At 39.0% G+C, this 17,029-nt stretch carries 16 protein-coding genes and 1 pseudogene; 11 read left to right on the forward strand and 6 right to left on the reverse strand.

Going from position 1 to position 17,029, the window contains the following annotated elements; all coding sequences use genetic code 11:
* Window positions 1-69 (reverse strand): annotated as a pseudogene (locus ACTJJH_RS00005) (helix-turn-helix domain-containing protein); the annotation flags it as partial.
* A gap of 438 nt (window positions 70-507) precedes the next feature.
* Here ACTJJH_RS00005 and ACTJJH_RS00010 point away from each other — a divergent pair.
* Window positions 508-1,062, forward strand: a complete 555-nt coding sequence (locus ACTJJH_RS00010) for a TetR/AcrR family transcriptional regulator (protein WP_068528162.1) — start codon at window positions 508-510, stop codon at window positions 1,060-1,062.
* Between the two features lie 77 nt (window positions 1,063-1,139).
* Here the strand turns inward: ACTJJH_RS00010 and ACTJJH_RS00015 are convergent, their stop codons facing one another.
* Entirely contained in the window at window positions 1,140-2,738 is a 1,599-nt protein-coding gene (locus ACTJJH_RS00015) for a bifunctional aspartate transaminase/aspartate 4-decarboxylase (protein WP_002116631.1), read from the reverse strand.
* Window positions 2,739-2,794: 56 nt separating this feature from the next.
* A complete protein-coding gene (gene aspT / locus ACTJJH_RS00020) occupies window positions 2,795-4,480 on the reverse strand; it encodes an aspartate-alanine antiporter (protein ID WP_060464706.1) in 1,686 nt (561 codons plus the stop codon).
* Between the two features lie 1,007 nt (window positions 4,481-5,487).
* Between aspT and ACTJJH_RS00025 the strand changes: the two genes are divergently transcribed.
* Genes ACTJJH_RS00025 through ACTJJH_RS00040 form a run of 4 tightly spaced genes read left to right on the forward strand, consistent with a single transcriptional unit; the run spans window position 5,488 to window position 9,274 of the window.
* A complete protein-coding gene (locus ACTJJH_RS00025) occupies window positions 5,488-6,096 on the forward strand; it encodes a paraquat-inducible protein A (protein WP_002116639.1) in 609 nt (202 codons plus the stop codon).
* On the forward strand, window positions 6,093-6,902 hold the full coding sequence (locus tag ACTJJH_RS00030) for a paraquat-inducible protein A (RefSeq protein ID WP_372549756.1): 810 nt from the start codon (window positions 6,093-6,095) through the stop codon (window positions 6,900-6,902). The genes ACTJJH_RS00025 and ACTJJH_RS00030 overlap by 4 nt, the downstream gene beginning before the upstream one ends.
* 7 nt (window positions 6,903-6,909) lie before the next feature.
* Window positions 6,910-8,577, forward strand: coding sequence for a PqiB family protein (locus ACTJJH_RS00035; protein WP_081309635.1), 1,668 nt, complete (start codon window positions 6,910-6,912; stop codon window positions 8,575-8,577).
* Entirely contained in the window at window positions 8,567-9,274 is a 708-nt protein-coding gene (locus ACTJJH_RS00040) for a PqiC family protein (protein WP_320123653.1), read from the forward strand. Before ACTJJH_RS00035 ends, ACTJJH_RS00040 begins: the two co-directional genes overlap by 11 nt.
* 85 nt (window positions 9,275-9,359) lie before the next feature.
* Here ACTJJH_RS00040 and ACTJJH_RS00045 read toward each other — a convergent pair whose 3' ends face one another.
* Window positions 9,360-9,812, reverse strand: a complete 453-nt coding sequence (locus ACTJJH_RS00045) for an Rrf2 family transcriptional regulator (protein ID WP_025466502.1) — start codon at window positions 9,810-9,812, stop codon at window positions 9,360-9,362.
* 105 nt (window positions 9,813-9,917) lie between these two features.
* On the opposite strand from ACTJJH_RS00045, the gene ACTJJH_RS00050 reads away from it, so the two are divergent.
* Complete coding sequence (locus ACTJJH_RS00050) at window positions 9,918-10,823, forward strand: NAD(P)/FAD-dependent oxidoreductase (RefSeq protein ID WP_014207182.1); 906 nt, start codon at window positions 9,918-9,920, stop codon at window positions 10,821-10,823.
* Between the two features lie 117 nt (window positions 10,824-10,940).
* Here the strand turns inward: ACTJJH_RS00050 and uraH are convergent, their stop codons facing one another.
* Window positions 10,941-11,342 carry a hydroxyisourate hydrolase gene (gene uraH, locus ACTJJH_RS00055; protein ID WP_000167347.1) on the reverse strand — a complete coding sequence of 134 codons (402 nt, stop codon included), beginning with the start codon at window positions 11,340-11,342 and terminating at the stop codon, window positions 10,941-10,943.
* 10 nt (window positions 11,343-11,352) lie between these two features.
* Complete coding sequence (locus ACTJJH_RS00060) at window positions 11,353-11,820, reverse strand: GlcG/HbpS family heme-binding protein (RefSeq protein WP_081309271.1); 468 nt, start codon at window positions 11,818-11,820, stop codon at window positions 11,353-11,355.
* Window positions 11,821-11,945: 125 nt separating this feature from the next.
* On the opposite strand from ACTJJH_RS00060, the gene ACTJJH_RS00065 reads away from it, so the two are divergent.
* The 5 genes from ACTJJH_RS00065 (at window position 11,946) to ACTJJH_RS00085 (ending at window position 17,027) form a co-directional block, all read left to right on the forward strand.
* Window positions 11,946-12,617 (forward strand): heavy metal response regulator transcription factor, encoded by a 672-nt coding sequence (locus tag ACTJJH_RS00065; RefSeq protein WP_005123675.1) that lies wholly within the window; start codon window positions 11,946-11,948, stop codon window positions 12,615-12,617.
* A complete protein-coding gene (locus tag ACTJJH_RS00070; RefSeq protein ID WP_320123654.1) occupies window positions 12,614-14,017 on the forward strand; it encodes a heavy metal sensor histidine kinase in 1,404 nt (467 codons plus the stop codon). The genes ACTJJH_RS00065 and ACTJJH_RS00070 overlap by 4 nt, the downstream gene beginning before the upstream one ends.
* Before the next feature lie 96 nt (window positions 14,018-14,113).
* Window positions 14,114-14,677 (forward strand): lipocalin family protein, encoded by a 564-nt coding sequence (locus ACTJJH_RS00075; RefSeq protein WP_000770558.1) that lies wholly within the window; start codon window positions 14,114-14,116, stop codon window positions 14,675-14,677.
* A 119-nt stretch (window positions 14,678-14,796) separates the two neighbouring features.
* Window positions 14,797-15,768 (forward strand): acyl-CoA desaturase, encoded by a 972-nt coding sequence (locus ACTJJH_RS00080; protein WP_440600519.1) that lies wholly within the window; start codon window positions 14,797-14,799, stop codon window positions 15,766-15,768.
* Window positions 15,765-17,027, forward strand: a complete 1,263-nt coding sequence (locus tag ACTJJH_RS00085; protein WP_304396038.1) for an NAD(P)/FAD-dependent oxidoreductase — start codon at window positions 15,765-15,767, stop codon at window positions 17,025-17,027. The genes ACTJJH_RS00080 and ACTJJH_RS00085 overlap by 4 nt, the downstream gene beginning before the upstream one ends.
* Window positions 17,028-17,029: the final 2 nt, after the last annotated feature.

A 17,029-nucleotide genomic window follows, 5' to 3' on the forward strand; every position in this document is an offset into this window, starting at 1 on the left:
TTTACTTCCCTCTAAATAAGCTTGAATGACTTTTAATTTTAACTCTTTTGAATGCTTCGGAATTGGCATAGAGCACACCTCATAAGTTTTAAAAGTCTAACTTATGGGGTGCAGTTCAGGACGGGAGAGGGACACCTTCGGGTGTGCTGGCGTCTAACCAGTCTGTCAACCTTCTCTCGTTCTGCCACCATAATTATTTGACAGTAATTCGGTAGAACTTCTTTAGACATGAGGAGTCCTCTATGCGTACTAATTCTTTTTCTTTATTGGCCTTTGCCAAATTCTCTCTACCCATACCGCTTAAACAGTCTTTAAAACGACGTAATCGACTTTAGGTTTCTACACCTTAAGAATCGTTACGACTAAAACATAGCAACAATAAACCAGAGATAGGTGAGCACACCATTATTGTGGGGCTTTTGCATGCCTGTATTTAGCACTCATTTTAAGAGTGACGGTATTTCTATCTCTTTTATATACAACAAAAAATTATTTTAAGCGGTATACATGAAAAATTTAGAAGTTTCATTTAGAGCAACTCGAGCGCTTTATACAGCAGCAGATTTATTTAAACAATATGGCTTTAACAAGGTCGGGGTAGACCGAATTGTTAGTGAAGCCAAGATGACTAAAGCCACTTTTTACAATTACTTTCACTCCAAAGAAAGATTAATTGAAATGTGTTTGTTGGTTCAAAAAGAACACTTAAAAGAAAAAGTGAGAGCGGTAAGTGAATCTCGTCAATATCCAGATTTGTCTCTTACGCTTAGACAAATTTACCTTTTACATGCGGACTTAAAAGGTGCGTATTATCTGTTGTTTAAAGCGATTTTTGAAATTAAACAGCTTTATCCAAATGCATATCAAACCGCAATTCGCTATAGGCGATGGCTTAAAAATGAAATTTTCTGGGTTCTGCGAGAATCTAAAAAAAGGGCTACGTATGAAGAGTCAGATATTTTTGTATTTATGATTGATGGTGCGATTTTTGGTCTTTTAGATTCAAGCCAAAATGAAGAGCCTGATGAGTTGCTGACTTACTTTTTAAAAATAAATGCTTAAATTGAAAAACTGAAATAGCAAATTAAAGAACAGAAAGGAAAAAGTGAGGCTGCTAGAGCCTCACTGTATATAGGTGCTTATTTGCCTTTTTTAGTTTTTAAATACTCTGCATAAGCTTCATCTGCAAAGCGTCTTAGAGAATCACCAATTGCAGCATATTGGTATTCATTCAGGTTAGCTAAAGATGCACGGGCAGAAGGGTGCTGCACACCGAAGCCAGAACCGGGTAATAAAACCACACCTGTTTCATCTGCTACTCTAAATAATAGCTCGGTCGGATTTTTATTTTTCATAACCCAATCGGCAAACTCATCTCCATAGAGAGTCCGTGATGTGTTTTCAAGGTTGACTAGGGTGTAGTAGTCCACAGCATTCGGATCTGTTGGAACCTCGACACCAAGCTGTCTATAAAGTGCTGCATCGCGTTCACGAACAACAGATTTAACAGCTTTTTTATAGCTTTGGCGTGAGTCCATCATATTAAATAGTGCAAATAAAACCATTTGAACTTGCTGCGGGGTAGACAGACCAGCGGTATGGTTCAAAGCAACATTTCGGCTATCGGCAACTAAACGGTCAATAAACTTAATGCTTGCTGGGTCGGTAGTTAAAGATGAATAGCGCTCTTCAAGCTCTTTCTTCTCTTTTTTCGATAAGTTCGCAATTTGTTTATCAAGCACATTGTTATTTGAAAGTGCAATGACACCGAGTCGCCAACCAGTCGCACCAAAGTATTTAGAGAATGAATAAACCAAAATTGTATTGTCAGGACAGATTGCAAAAAGTGATTTGAAGTTATCTGCAAACGTACCGTAAACGTCATCGGTCAAAATAATCAGATCAGGGCGCTTTTTGACGATATCGGCCAAAATCGCAAGTCCTTCATCACTCATTTTCACCGATGGTGGGTTACTTGGGTTGACTAAAAAGAATGCTTTAATAGACGGATCTTCTAACTTTCTAAGCTCCGACTCTGGATATTGCCAACCGAGTTTAGGGTCGGCTTCAATTAATACTTCTTCAAGCTGGTAGTCATTGAGTTTTGGAATCTCAAGATATGGCGTGAAAATAGGGCTACCAATGGCAATACGGTCGCCATTTTTGATAATTTTATTTTCTTTTAATGAGTTAAAAATATAGGCCATTGCGGCTGTTCCGCCTTCAACCGCAAACAAATCTAAGTCTCTTTTTTGCATGCCTTGTACGCCCATTTCTCTTAAGACGTACTCTTTAATAATCGTTTCACTGACTCGAAGCATTCGGTCTGGCACTGGATAGTTACAGCCTAAAATCCCTTCAACCATTTCAAGTAAAAAAAGATCTGGATCTAAGCCTAACTGGTCGCGCACATAAGATACGGCTTTGCCTAAAAAGACCACACCGGGTTTGTCACGGTTTTCCAAAATGAAGTTATCAAAACGTGACTGGAGTCCAACGGGGCGCGGGAAGCCACCTAAACCTTCTGGCATATATGAAAACGAGAACTCGGATTCGGTCGCAGAAAACAAACCCAGTTGAAAGAACGCTCTACGTGGGATGGTAGCAAGAAAGTTTGGATTACCACGCCCAGCATTTAGCATCATTCGGTCAGTTCTGCTTTGAGCTAATTCTATTAAATTATCTTTTAGTTCAAATGGGCTGAGTTTTGCGTATTTAGAATAATCGACTTTCCCCATGGGACGTCTCCTTAATTATAGTGGGATGAATAAAATTTCTAATTCAATGTATAAAATCAGGCCAAGCCTACGATCAGTGGTCCGAGTAAGGTTAAGAACACATTTGCTAGGGCATAGGTAATTGCAAATGGAACGGTCGGAATCGAGTTTCCTGCTTTGTCTAAAATTGCACCAAATGCAGGGTTTGCACTGCGTGAACCAGATAGTGCACCTGCCATTACTGCAACGTTGTCATAACGCAGAACATAACGAGCAAAGAGCATGGAAAGTAGGAGAGGAACCAGTGTTACCACAACTCCTATCATAAAGAGTGAAAGACCACTTTCTTTAATGGTTTGAATTGCTTGTAAACCTGATTGTAAGCCGACGGCAGCAACGAAGCCTGCAAGACCCAAATCTTTAAGAAGCTGTGAAGCCGCTAAAGGCATATTGCCATGCACTTGATTTCGACTTCGAATCCAACCAAACAGAAGACCTGATAGTAAAGCTCCGCCACCTGCTCCTAGCGTTAATGGCACATCACCCAAACGAATCACAAAAAGACCAATCACCAAACCGACCACAAGGCCTGCACCATGGAAAATCCAGTCCGTTTTTAAGCTTTCAGGTAGGGCTTTACCTGCTTCTTTCACCAAGCGGTCGAGGTCGCTTTTTGTTCCGTATACAGTGACCACATCGCCTTGTCGTAAAACAGTGTCATCACTTAAAGGTTGTGGCTCATCCTTACGCTTAATTGCAAGTACATAAATACCGTGCTTTAAATACGCAGGCGTATTGGCCTTAATGTCTCCTAAGGTGCGGTTGAGATATTTGGAATTTCTTAGGATGACATCACTGGTATCCATAATCATTTCCATACCTTGCGATGACTGTAATTCGCTACCGATTTGCTCGGCAACTGAAACCACACTGGCACGGCGACCAACCAATAAGATGACATCGTCTGTTTGTAAAGTTAGCTCGGGAGCGACATCAATAAACTGATCTTTACGTTTTAACCGTTCAATCGTAATACTCGGCTCTTTTGCTTCAATTTCCGCAATAGTTTGCCCATTGGCTTGTTTAACTTTATAAATACGGCCAACAATTTCCGGGATTGCCAGTTCTTGGCCTGGGGCTAATTCAAAAGCACCTTTTAGCCGCTCACTCTGAGCTTTTAAAGCATCGTCGTGAATTTCTTTACCCATAAATTTAGGCAAGATATTCACACAGACAATAATTGCTCCCAATGAACCGAAAATGTAAGTGACCGCATAGCCAATCGCGACATTTGCTTGAAGTCTTTGAATTTCTGCGAGTGGGAGATCGAGTCTAGAAATTGCATCTCCCGCAGTCCCAATAATCGCTGATTGAGTCATGCCGCCCGCAGCGAGACCCGCAGCCAAGCCTTTATCGAGATGAAAAATTTTAGCCATTACTAAAACAGTGACTAAACCACACACTGCCATGAATACTGCTAATAAAATTTCTTTTATGGACTGTGGACCCAGTGATTTAAAAAACTGTGGACCACTTTCAAAGCCTACTGCGTAAATGAAGAGAGCAAATAAAATTGCTTTAACGCCGTTATCGACAGGTACGCCAATAAGGCTTAAAACAACTGCGACGAGTAAGGAGCCTGCGACTCCACCAAACTGAAATTTTCCAAACTGGAATTGTCCAATCCAGAAGCCTATTGCGAGTGATAAGAACAATAATATTTCGGGGCTGTGCTTTAAAACACCTTGTAACCATTCAATCATTTTGATCTCACTTTTATTATTAGCTCTATCTTTAATATATAAATTTATTTATTTTTCATTTTTAAAATACAGTATGAAAATTACTTAAGCAAACCTTCAGGTTTAGTGGTTTTCTTAAGTTTAATTATAAAAAATAATGCGCTTAAAATACGTGTGAACTAAGGTATGGTGGTAATTCTGAGTGTTTAAATCAACTATTAATTTTTTAATGAAAGGTAAAATTTATTTACAATAATATAAAGAATATTTTATGAGATTAAAGTGTATTGCTTATATCTAATCTTGAAAACTAATTTTTAGTTTATTGATATTTAAGTGATTAATTTTTAATTGTTAGGCTGGTCTTAATTTTTATATAAATTAAAAAACAATCTACTTAAAATCAATTTTTTGATAATTATGTCGCATAAATTAATTTTTAATATATTTAAATTAATCTTTATAATGACATTTATTTTTAAAGAAAAATATAAGATTTGAAATTGCCGTTCTTAAATGGAATGTATATTTGAATATAGAAGTGATTAATATTTTTGTTTTATATCTTAATTAAAATTATCATATTAAAAAGAGAGGGTTATAGGTATTAAAAAACTTTAGAAATACTCTATGACTGCTCATATTTTTAAGTAAATCTCTGTCCGCGTGTATAACCAATACGCTATTCTTTCGTACTGTTTTCCCAATGACTCACATGCCGTACTGTTCAGAAATGCTAAATTTTTGATGGTTTCGTGCTGTCACATGCTGATCTTAGATATGTTGGTCATAAAACTGTGTTATCTCAGCTTAAGCCTTTGACTTTTAGGTTCTATTTTAATTTGGCCACAGAATTTGTACAGATTATTCAGCAGTTTCAATAATATATTGAACAGTACACGGTAATTTTCATCTCAAAATTTATGATGACTTGGATAGTTTTTCGATTGATTTATATTTTAATTTACCTTAGTAATAAAAAGAGTTTTGTGTGACACAGTTAAAACTATAAATCTCAGAGTATAACTATGAAGCTTAAAGAATTAGCAGGTTGTGAGGAATGCGATACTGTCTATCGTAGAACCCCGCTTGCTTATGGAAAAAGAGCTTATTGCTTATGCTGCGGTGCTGAACTCTATCGGCACACCAAACCTTTTTCGACACTGTTGGCTTTAATATTAACGGCATTAATTGTATTTATTATTGCTAATAGCTTTCCTATTGTAAAAATTGAATTGCAGGGCAACATCTCTGAAACCACCTTACTGGGTGCGGTCTGGGTAATGTTTCATTATGATCGGGCTTTTGTTGGCATTCTTATTTTAATTACTACTTTTATTGTGCCGCTTTCCTATCTGTTATTACTTTCCTATGTGTTGGGCACAGTAAGTGTATTGAAGAAAAGACCTACATTTTTAGTGTTTGCCTTACGTACACTTTATTTTATGAGAGTGTGGGGAATGGTTGAGGTGTTCTTAATCGGAATCTTGGTCACGCTTGTGAAGTTAATAGGAATGGTGTTGGTGATTCCCGAGATTGCGTTATGGGCATTTGCGATCTTAAGTGTATTGTTGGTCTATATTACTTCCATAAAGGTGAGTGATATATGGAACGAAATTGATAGGTCACTGCCATGAAAACGATAAAAAATGTGACCCAAACACAAAGCTCGCAGCAAGGGTCAGTGCTTAAGCAATACCCAAGAGCCAAAGATCTCTCATTGATTGTCTGTCACTGCTGTGGTGTCGTAAATTCTGCGAAAAATGAAAAGAGACAACTCAACCAAAGCCATAAGGTGTTACGTTGTATTCGCTGTAATAGCGTACTGCATTCACGTAAGCCAGCAAGTTTAAATCGAACTTTTGCCTTAGTGGTGGCTGCGACTATTCTCTATATTCCAGCCAATGTACTTCCAATGACGGTGACGGACTCACTGTTGGGTAGCCAGCAAGATACCATCATGAGTGGAGTCATTTACTTTTGGCAAAGTGGAGACTATCTGGTTTCAGTGGTCATTTTTATGGCCAGTATTTTTATTCCCATGCTAAAGCTACTGATTTTGTATTTTTTATTGGTGGCGGTATATCTTCAACAATCTTCAGCTTGGAAGTTTTTACCTGAGCAATGCGTTAAATTATATCGAGTTGTCGAGTTTATTGGCCGTTGGTCAATGATTGATGTATTTGTGGTGGCACTCTTAACAGCGCTCATTCAGATTCAGTCGCTTGCTACGATTTTAGCAGGGCCGGGTTCGATTGCTTTTGGTGCAGTTGTAGTGTTAACCATGTTTGCATCGTTAAGTTTTGACCCACGGCTTATTTGGGATAACTTCTACGCATCTCAAAATAAAAATAAGCCTTCTTCTTTTGCCTCAAACAAAACCAAGATTATTCAGGCAGAACATCCGCCGTTGAATAATGATTCTATTAATCCCAGTCAATAAAAGAACAATGAGTATGTCTGAAAATGAAATAACCCCTGGTAACTCAGATCGTCGTGATCCGGATGTTGAACTGGATAGCATGAATGATTTGCCAGAACCCCAAGAAAAGAAAAGTCGGTGGAAGCCTCTTTTAATTTGGCTCATTCCATTGATTGCTCTTTTAATCGCGCTTTCATTAGCGATAAAAGCGCTCTTGTCTCACGGCCCTACAATTGACGTATCTTTTAGGACGGCTGAGGGATTGGTCGCGGGTAAAACAACGGTCCGTTATAAACAGGTGGATATTGGTGTAGTACGCCAGATTGATCTTTCAGAAGACCGTTCACACGTGATTGCCAGAATTGATTTGCGTAAAGATGCGAGTAACTTTGCCGCAAAAGATTCACGGTTTTGGGTTGTGCGACCACGGATTGGGACGAGTGGGGTTTCAGGAATAGACACCTTATTGTCAGGTTCATATATTGAAGTGGATGGTGGTAAGTCGGAAGAGAAAAAACTCGAATTTACTGGCTTGGAAATACCGCCAGTGATTACTTCCGATGTGCCGGGTAAAGAATTTTTCTTAAATGCAGATGACTTGGGGTCTTTAGATGTCGGTTCCCCAATTTATTATCGTCGAATTAATGTGGGCCAAATTACAGCCTATAAATTGTCAAATGATGGTAAAACTGTAGAGTTGCAAACTTTTATCCGTGCACCATATGACAAGTTTGTCACCACAGATGCACGTTTTTGGCAGGCGAGTGGGATCGATGTGAGCCTGAATGCTTCAGGATTTAGTTTAGATACTCAATCTCTGGCAAGTATTGTCGCGGGCGGTATTGCTTTTGGAATTCCTGAAAGCTCGCGTGCTACTACAGCGGCAAATCATAGTCGCTTTAATCTGTGGGACTCGAAATCTGAGGCATTAAAAGAACCTGACGGGCAACCTCGTGGTGTGATTATGTACTTTGATCATTCATTACGTGGACTGTCTGTTGGCGCGCCAATTGATTTCATGGGCATTGAAATTGGTAATGTTAAATCGATTAATGCAGAGTTTTATAATAACTATAAGCAGATTCGTATGCGTGTTGAGGCGGTCATCTATCCGTCACGCGTTGAGAATGGACAGGCACTCAATCCAAACAGCAATATTTTCAAAGATTTTGTTGAACATGGATGGCGTGCTCAAATGAGAACAGGCAACCTTCTCACGGGTCAAAACTACATTGCCCTAGATAAGTTCCCTAAAGCTAAACCAGCCACATTACAAATTTTGAGTGATGACCGTGTGGTGATTCCGACTACACCAACTGAACTGAGTGGCTTACAAGCACAAGTTTCTCAGATTGCTGACAAGTTAACTAAATTCCCGTTAGTTGAGATTGGGCAAGATGTACGTAAAACGCTCAACAATATGAACACAGCCATTGAGTCTACCGACAAACTGGTTAAACAGTTAGATGGAAAAGTTGCACCTGGTTTACAAGCAACCTTAGACGATGTTCGTAAAACTGTAAGATCGTCAGAGTCTATTTTGTCGAGTGATGCGCCGTTACAGCAAGACGTACGTAAAGCATTGCAACAAATGACACGTGCGGCTGCTTCCTTACAGTTAATGGCAGACTATATTGAGCAACATCCTGAATCAATTATTCGTGGTAAAACACCAGAGACCGATGATGAAAAATAAAAACATTCTACCTTTTCAACATCCTAAAGCAGCCAACTGGCTGCTTGGGAGCGGCCTGTTTTTAACGGCTGTTGCCATGACGGCATGTTCGAGTTCGCCAACGCCAAACTATTATACGATGTCCCCTAAAATTACTGCGGCTACAAAATCAACTGTGCAGGTGATTGAGGTATTACCCGTCGGGATTCCAGACCGATTGGACCGTGCGCCTTTGGTACTTCAAGACAGTAGTGGTAAGTCTACGGTGTTAAACAATGAACGCTGGACATCGACCATGGGTACGCAATTACGCGATACCTTGTCGGCGGGTTTACAGCAAAAATTAGGGGCAATTGACAGTTATAGCAGTGGGCTAGCTGGAAACAATCAGCCTTTATATCGAGTTTCTACAGACTTTTCTCATTTTGATATTGTAGATAAAAGCTATATTAATATTGCGGTGTCTTGGGTGGTGAAGCGTCAAATACCGCCCACTCAATTAGAGTCAAATAATGCAAAAGTCATCACGAATGCAGGATCTCAGCTCAATTGTCGAATTGCTTTTAGGCAACCGATTGATCAAAAAGCTAAAAAGATGGAAGGTATTGTGAATGCTTCAAGTGAAGCGATGACCCAAATTATTAATACGGTTTCTTCTTCAATTGTGGCGCTAGATTCAAACAAAAAATTGGTTATTAGCAATGGTGTTTGTTCGTAGTTAAGAATTTTGAAATCACTTCAAATTAAAGCTCCTTACATTTAAGGAGCTTTTTTTAGTTAAAAGCACGTGAGGAAAAAATTACTCAATGTGAGTGTTTTAAATCCCATCCTTTTTCAATACAGATTTGATCAAATGATCTTGCAAGATCGGCTAGGGTAGTGTCTTTTAAACGCTGAATTAAAATCGCCTGTGCAGCTTGAATACTTGAATCTAGAGCTGCATTGACAACTTGTTCTACAGCACATTCCGGATTTTTTCTTTCATTGCCCATTGCAAAAATTGTTGGTTCACCAACAGCATTATAAATATCAAGAAGCGTAATTTTTTCGATATCTCCTATTAAGTGCCAACCACCACCAGGTCCTTTTTCTGACTGTACGAAGTTAGCCTGTTTTAATCCAACCATGGTACGACGGATAACTACAGGATTAGTTGATAGCATTTTTGCAATTTCTTCAGAAGTAAAACTGCGATTTTGCCTCGCCATATGTAAAAGCACATGAAGTATTCGGGAAAGTTTATTGTCGGTACGCATAAGCACAAAAAACAGCGCGATTAATAGAATATATAAAATGTAACATGAAAAGTTGCAAATTAAAATAAAAAGCATTAATGTAACTTCATAAGTTACTTATTAAGGGTGGACAAAATGCTGTACGACGTTGCGATTATTGGCGGCAGTTATGCGGGTTTATCGGCAGCAATGCCGTTAGCCCGTGCACGTAGAAACATTGCGATAATTGATGCAGGGCAAAGAAGAAATCGTTTTGCTGAAAATTCTCATGGATTCCTTACACAAGATGGAACTCAAGCTAGTGAAATTATTGAAATTGCAAAAAAACAATTAGAAGCATATAGCACTGTTCACTGGCAAAATGGAGGAGTTAAAAAAATCGCAAAAATAGATGAAGGCTTTTGTATTTGTATTGATGGGGTGTATTCCATTCAAACTAAAAAAATTATTATTGCGGCAGGAGTGACCGACCAGTTGCCCGAAATACCGGGTTTAGCTGAAAGATGGGGAAAAACAGTTTTTCACTGTCCATATTGTCATGGATATGAATTAGAACAAGGAAAAATCGGTATCTTGGCCACTTCAGAACACAGCTTACAATTGGCAATGATGCTACCTGATTGGGGCCCAACCACGCTTTTACTTAATGGAAATGATCAACTCATTCATACAGAATGGCATACTTCCTTACAAAAACGTGGAGTGATTGTAGAGCCATGTCTTATTCAGGAAATCAGAGGTGAGGCAGAGATTGTGTTTACCGATGGAAAGGTTATTGCTCTGGATGGACTGTTTATTCCAACACGTACATATATTACTCAACCTTGGCTGGCCGAGCTTGGATGTGAAGTCGAAGACACGCCGTTTGGACAAATAATCAAAACAAACGCGACAAAAGACACCACGGTAAAAGGGGTTTTTGCTTGCGGTGATATTGCACGTTTAGGTGGTTCGGTACCATTCGCAGTTGCAGATGGAATGATGGCAGGGGTAAGCGCTCACCGTTCGCTTATTCTTAATGGTTCATCGTAAATTAGGAAAACTGCATTCTACTAAGATCATTACGAATGTAGGGTCTCAGTTGAATTGTAGAAATTGCTTTTAACCAACCCCTTTATTTTTGCATAACAGATAAAGGGGTTTTTTATTTTAATTGCCGCGATAAGTTGAATAACCGTAAGGGCTAAGTAGTAACGGAATATGGTAGTGATTTACGCTTCCATCGACTTTAAAAATTACAGGTACTTCGGCAAAAAAAGTTTGTTGTTTGTTCTTTTTAAACCAGTCTTCAGTTTTAAAAGTAACTTTATAAACACCTTGCTCTAGTTTTTTATTTTCTGGATAGAGCGCAGTAATACGACCATTTGAATCGGTCACTTGCTGGTTGAGCTTAACCCATTGGTTATTGGTGTTTTTCTCTAAAACGACTTCAACCTGAGAAGAGGGTAAACCCGTTTCTAGATTTAACACGTGCACACTTAGCGGATTAGTTTGTGCAAATGTAGCCGAAGCAATAAATAACGAAGATAAAGCAATAAATGATTTAGTCATGGTGAACTCCTTATGAATGAAAAACGGTTTCAATGGCTTTGCTTGCGCATTGATTGTCATTTTGTGCACCGCCAGCACCTGCAACCCCAATGGCTCCGATCACTTGGTTCCCAAAACGAACAGGTACGCCACCGCCTAACAAAAGTAAATTTGCTACGGTAGTTAAATTTTTTGCATCGGGGTTCTGGTTACTGTTTTGGCTTAAAACTAAGGTCGATGTTTTGGTTGTTAACGCGGTATAGGCTTTTTTCTCGGCAGCCATTAAATTATGTGGACCTACCAGCTCATGCCGTTCGGCAGTTAAAGGATTACCGCCGTGATCTACAACAACAACCGCAATATTTTGGTTTAGTTTTTTACATGCCTCTTTCGCACTGTCGGCTAACAGGTGGGCAGTTTTGAAATCTAATGAATAAACTTGATTCAAAGCAGGGGGCTGTGCAAAAGTACTATTACCGAATAGCACGACTGTTAACATCAGCCAGTTCAATTTTTTCATAATGATTGCCTCTAAGTCGCTTTGAAAATCTTAAACAAATTGCTTAATTTCAAGCATGACAATCACATTACAAAGTTGTCATCTTTCAAATGAGTCTCTACAAAATGCGTATCCTTATTATTGAAGACGAGATCAAGATCGCCACTTATTTGGTCAAAGGATTAAAAGAGTCTGGATATCAAGCGGAGTGTGTTCACTTAGGGCTGCAAGGTTTGGAAATGCTAAAGAGAGATCAATATGACTTGCTTATTCTTGACGTCATGTTGCCGGACATAGACGGCTGGAGCGTATTACAGGTTCTACGCCAGTTTTCAAAAATTCCGGTGATTTTCTTAACGGCGAAAGATCAGGTGATGGATAGAGTGAAAGGGTTAGAGTTGGGTGCAGATGATTACTTGGCTAAGCCTTTTTCCTATATTGAACTATTGGCACGTATCAAAAGTCTGTTAAGACGACAGCAATATCTGCAAGAAAATGAGCTATCTATTAGCGATTTAAAAATGGATGTGGTCAGTCATAAAGTATGGCGTAGTGGCAACTTAATTGAGCTGAGTAAAACCGAATTTAATTTGTTGCGTTATCTATTGCTCAACAAAGAGCAAATCGTGACACGCAGACAAATTGGTTCCGAAGTTTGGAACATTAACTTTGACACTGATACTAACTTTATTGACGTTGCAGTACGCCGTTTACGAAGCAAAATTGATGAGGGATATGAGTTAAAACTCATTCATACCATACGTGGCTTGGGCTATAAAATTTCGGTTAGCTTATGAACTTTAAATTTCTACGTTCTCTTGAAGTCCGTATTACATTACTGGTCACGCTTTGTTCTGCCTTAATTTTATGTTCCGTCGGCTTTATGACCTATTTGGGTATTAACCAGATTTTATTGAAGCAGCAAGATAAAGCTTTAGCAGAGCGAATTAACCGTTTGGAAATTTTGTTGCAAGATAGCGAAAATGTAGAGCAAATCATTGCGCGTCCTAAGCTGTATCAAAACATGCTCGGCAACCAAGACAACTTGTTTCTGCTCATCCATAAAGATAAAACTTTAATTAATATCAATCCGCTCCATATTCAGTTACCTGAACTTGCACAGCGCGACAGTCTTCAATTTCAAGATTTAGCTAACAACTCATATCCAACGCGCATTGCTTGGAAATCCATAAAAATTAATAACGAACCTTATCTGCTCATTGCAGGTAAACAGTGGTCGGAACGCATCAACATTCTTTTACCTTTTCAAGAAAGTCTCTTGATGTATGTGGTCGGGGGGGTATTTGCAATCTTTGTGCTTTGCATTTTAGCGTGTCATTTTGGTTTACGGTCGCTACAACAGCTTCGCAAGCAAACTCATTCTATTAATGCAAATCAGCTACAGAACCGATTAAACCTCCCAAATTCACCTTTAGAAGTTGATCTGCTTTCAAAAGATATCAACCACATGCTTGAGCGTATTGAAAAGGGCTATACCCAGCTCAACCGTTTTTCTGAAGATATCGCTCATGAGTTCCGCACACCTTTAAATAATCTGATTGGGCAAACCGAGATTGCTTTAACGGGCGAACGTTCGGTTGAGCAATATGAAGATTTACTGGTTTCTCATTTAGACGATTACCATAGATTAAAACGCATGATTGATAGCATGCTTTTCTTGGCAAGAGCCGATCAGAAAATGGTGCTTGTAAATAAACAAGAAATAAATATCCAAGATGTTATGGATAGGTTATGCCAGATTTTTGAATATCAGGCCGAGGAACAAGACTGTCATTTTAGTTGTAACTTAGAAGCTCAAACGTTATTTGCAGATCCTGAGCTTTTTCAAAGAGCCGTTTATAACCTGATTTTAAATGCGTTGGTTCACGGTGGTGACAAGCGAACTATTTATATCGCAACAAAACATAAGATGATTGAACATAGGCAATGGGTCAGCCTAACTGTGGTAACGGGTGGTATTTCAATTGCTGAACATCAACTTGAGCATCTTTTTGAAAGATTCTACCAATGCCATTCAAGTCGAAGTGATGAGAATCAAACAGGTGGATTAGGTTTGTCGATTGTTGCTTCAATTATGGATCTACATGATGGCCGCTATCGAGTTTATAACACCGTCGAGGGGGTGTGCTTTGAGGTTGATTTTCCATTTGCAGATGCTGCAAAGAAATACAATTAAATCCTTATTAATGTTGCTTAATTTCTAAAATTCACACTTTGTTCACAGCCCTCTGACGTATGTTTAAACGTATGAAATAAACAGAAGAGGGCGATCATGAAACTATTATTTAAATCACTTGTCATTAGCAGCAGCCTTGCAGCGGTCAGTTTAATGCTTCCTTTGAGCACCTTTGCCGACACCAATACTAAACCTGTCGCCGTTGATTCTATCGATATTAATAAATACGCAGGTAAGTGGTATGAAATTGCACATTTACCTATGTTTTTTCAGCGTAATTGTGTAGCCAATACAACTGCAAACTATTCTATTAACGCGGACAAAACCGTTGGTGTTTTAAATAGCTGTACGACTAAAAAAGGCGAAATGATCTCATCTGAAGGTGTGGCCTATCCGCAAAATGAAGGCAACAGTAAATTGAAGGTGAGCTTTTTACCCTCTGGCCTCCGATGGATTCCTTTTACAAAAGGCGATTATTGGGTTTTAAGAGTTGACCCAAATTATCAGGTTGCTTTAGTGGGTGGCCCAAGCCATAAATATTTATGGATTCTTTCTCGTAGCCCTCAACTTGATGAGGCGACATATCAGTCTTATCTGCAAACCGCAAAAAGCTATGGCTACGACGTTTCTAAACTGGTTAAAACAACACAGTCTAAATAGCGAAGTGCTGGTTGCATAGATGCTTATATTTATCTCGTAACTGAGTGAACTTCACATAAAATTCATTGCGTATTTTCTAAATTAGAACCAAAAGAAATGCTTTAGATCAGGAAGAATCAATGTCTAAATTTTTTCTGCGCTGGATCGATAGCTGGTCAGATTCAGAAAATGCGCAAGTGGGTACTTCTAGCGAATATGTCATTGAAAAGAACATTCAATGGTTAAGAATTATTCCTTTTATTTTATTGCATATCGCTTGTTTAGCTGCGTTTTGGGTGGGCGTATCTTGGTTTGCGGTGATCTTCATGCTTGGATTTTATTTTCTTCGCATGTTTGCAATTACTGCTTTTTTCCACCGCTATCTTTCGCATAAAACTTTTCAGACATCACGTATTGTTCAATTCATTTTTGTACTGATCGGAACCATGAGTGCGCAGCGCGGACCTTTATGGTGGGCAGCCCATCACCGTTATCACCATCACTTTACCGACACCGATCAGGACCCGCATTCAGCAAAAGCAGGCTTTTGGTATTCCCATGTAGGCTGGTTTTTAAATGAGCAAAATTTTGCTACTCGAAAAAAAGTCATTAAAGACTGGTTGAAATATCCAGAGCTAATTTGGCTAGATCGATTTAGTTTGCCTATTGTGATTTTGACGGCCTTAGCAATTTATGGTTTAGGTTCGTGGCTTGCACAACATTTCCCTGAGTTGGGCACCAATGGCTTACAACTTTTAGTGTGGGGATTTGTGATTTCCACTGTTCTATTAACACATGCAACCTTGTGTATTAATTCACTCGCTCATCGTTATGGCTCACGTGAGTTTAACACCCCAGATGATAGCCGTAATAACTTCCTACTTTCTTTAATTACCTTGGGCGAAGGATGGCACAACAACCATCACTTTTACGCGGGTAGTGTGCGTCAAGGCTTTTATTGGTGGCAGATTGATATCACTTTTTATGTGCTCAAACTGATGTCTATATTTGGTTTGGTGTGGGGGCTAAAGCCAGTACCAGACAAGGTTTATCAATACAAAAAGATTAAAAATTTATCGATAGAAAAAATTGAAAACGGTGAAGTGTTATGAGAATTGCCATTATTGGTTCGGGTATATCTGGACTTTACGCAGCTTGGAGATTGTCAGAACAACATCAAGTCACTGTGTATGAAAAAAATAATTATTTTGGCGGTCATACTGATACTCACGAGCTAGAGATAGAAGGCACTAAAGTCGCGGTAGATAGTGGTTTTATTGTGTTTAATGACTATAACTATCCGTTATTTACCGACATGCTTAAAAAATTAGGCGTAGAAACTCAAAGCAGCGATATGAGTTTTTCTGTGAATAATCTGGTCAGTGGACTTCAATATAATCCTTCAAAAAAATGGTCGCTCTTTGCCCGTCCGCAGAACTTTTTAAACCGAAAATTTCTGCAAATGCTCTCAGATTTGCTGCGTTTTTATGATGACAATAAAGATATAGATGTGGCAGATATTGATCCTAATTTATCGATTGAAGAGTATTTGGACCTTCACAAATATAGTCATGAGTTCCGTTATGAGCATCTTTATCCGATGTGCGGTGCTTTATGGTCGGCACCCGTTGAGCAAGTAGGACAAATTCCATATCGATTTGTCGTGAGCTTTTTTCAACATCACCGCATGTTGCAGTTAAAAGACCGCCCACAATGGCAAACAGTTAAACATGGTTCGGCAAGCTATATCCGTGCTATTCAAAAGAAATGCCGATCCATTGAGTGGAAATTTGCAGAAGTAAAAGCTGTGAGTCGTTCATCAGAAACTGTGTTGATCGAAACCGTTGAAGGGCAATCGCAATATGACTGGGTGATTTTTGCAAGCCACGCTGACGATAGCCTAAGTTTAATTAAAGATGCGTCAGAGCTTGAACAAGAAATATTAAGTCAATTTGGTTATCAAGATAATCGAATGGTCGTCCATCGTGATCTTTCAATTATGCCTAAAAGCCGTTTGCAGTGGGCAAGCTGGCATGTACATGTAACACCAAAATCTCAAGTTCAAAACGATGAGTCCGACATACATTATGGTTTTACCTACTGGATGAATAATTTGCAGAATTTACCTTGCGCTACTCAAATTTTTTCTACTTTAAATCCGAATATGAAAATCAAAGTCGAAGACATCTTGGTTGAGCGGCAATATCGACATCCCGTATTTGATGCAAAAGCGATTCAAGCTCAATCTCGTTGGCACGAAATTAATGGGCAAAATCGTACTTCATTTTGTGGAGCATATTGGGGCTGGGGCTTTCATGAAGACGGTGCCCGCAGTGCAGCACGTGTTGTTGAGCAACTCTTAGCGTTATAAGA

The organism is Acinetobacter sp. 22301, assembly GCF_052045285.1.
GTDB lineage: Bacteria > Pseudomonadota > Gammaproteobacteria > Pseudomonadales > Moraxellaceae > Acinetobacter > Acinetobacter pittii.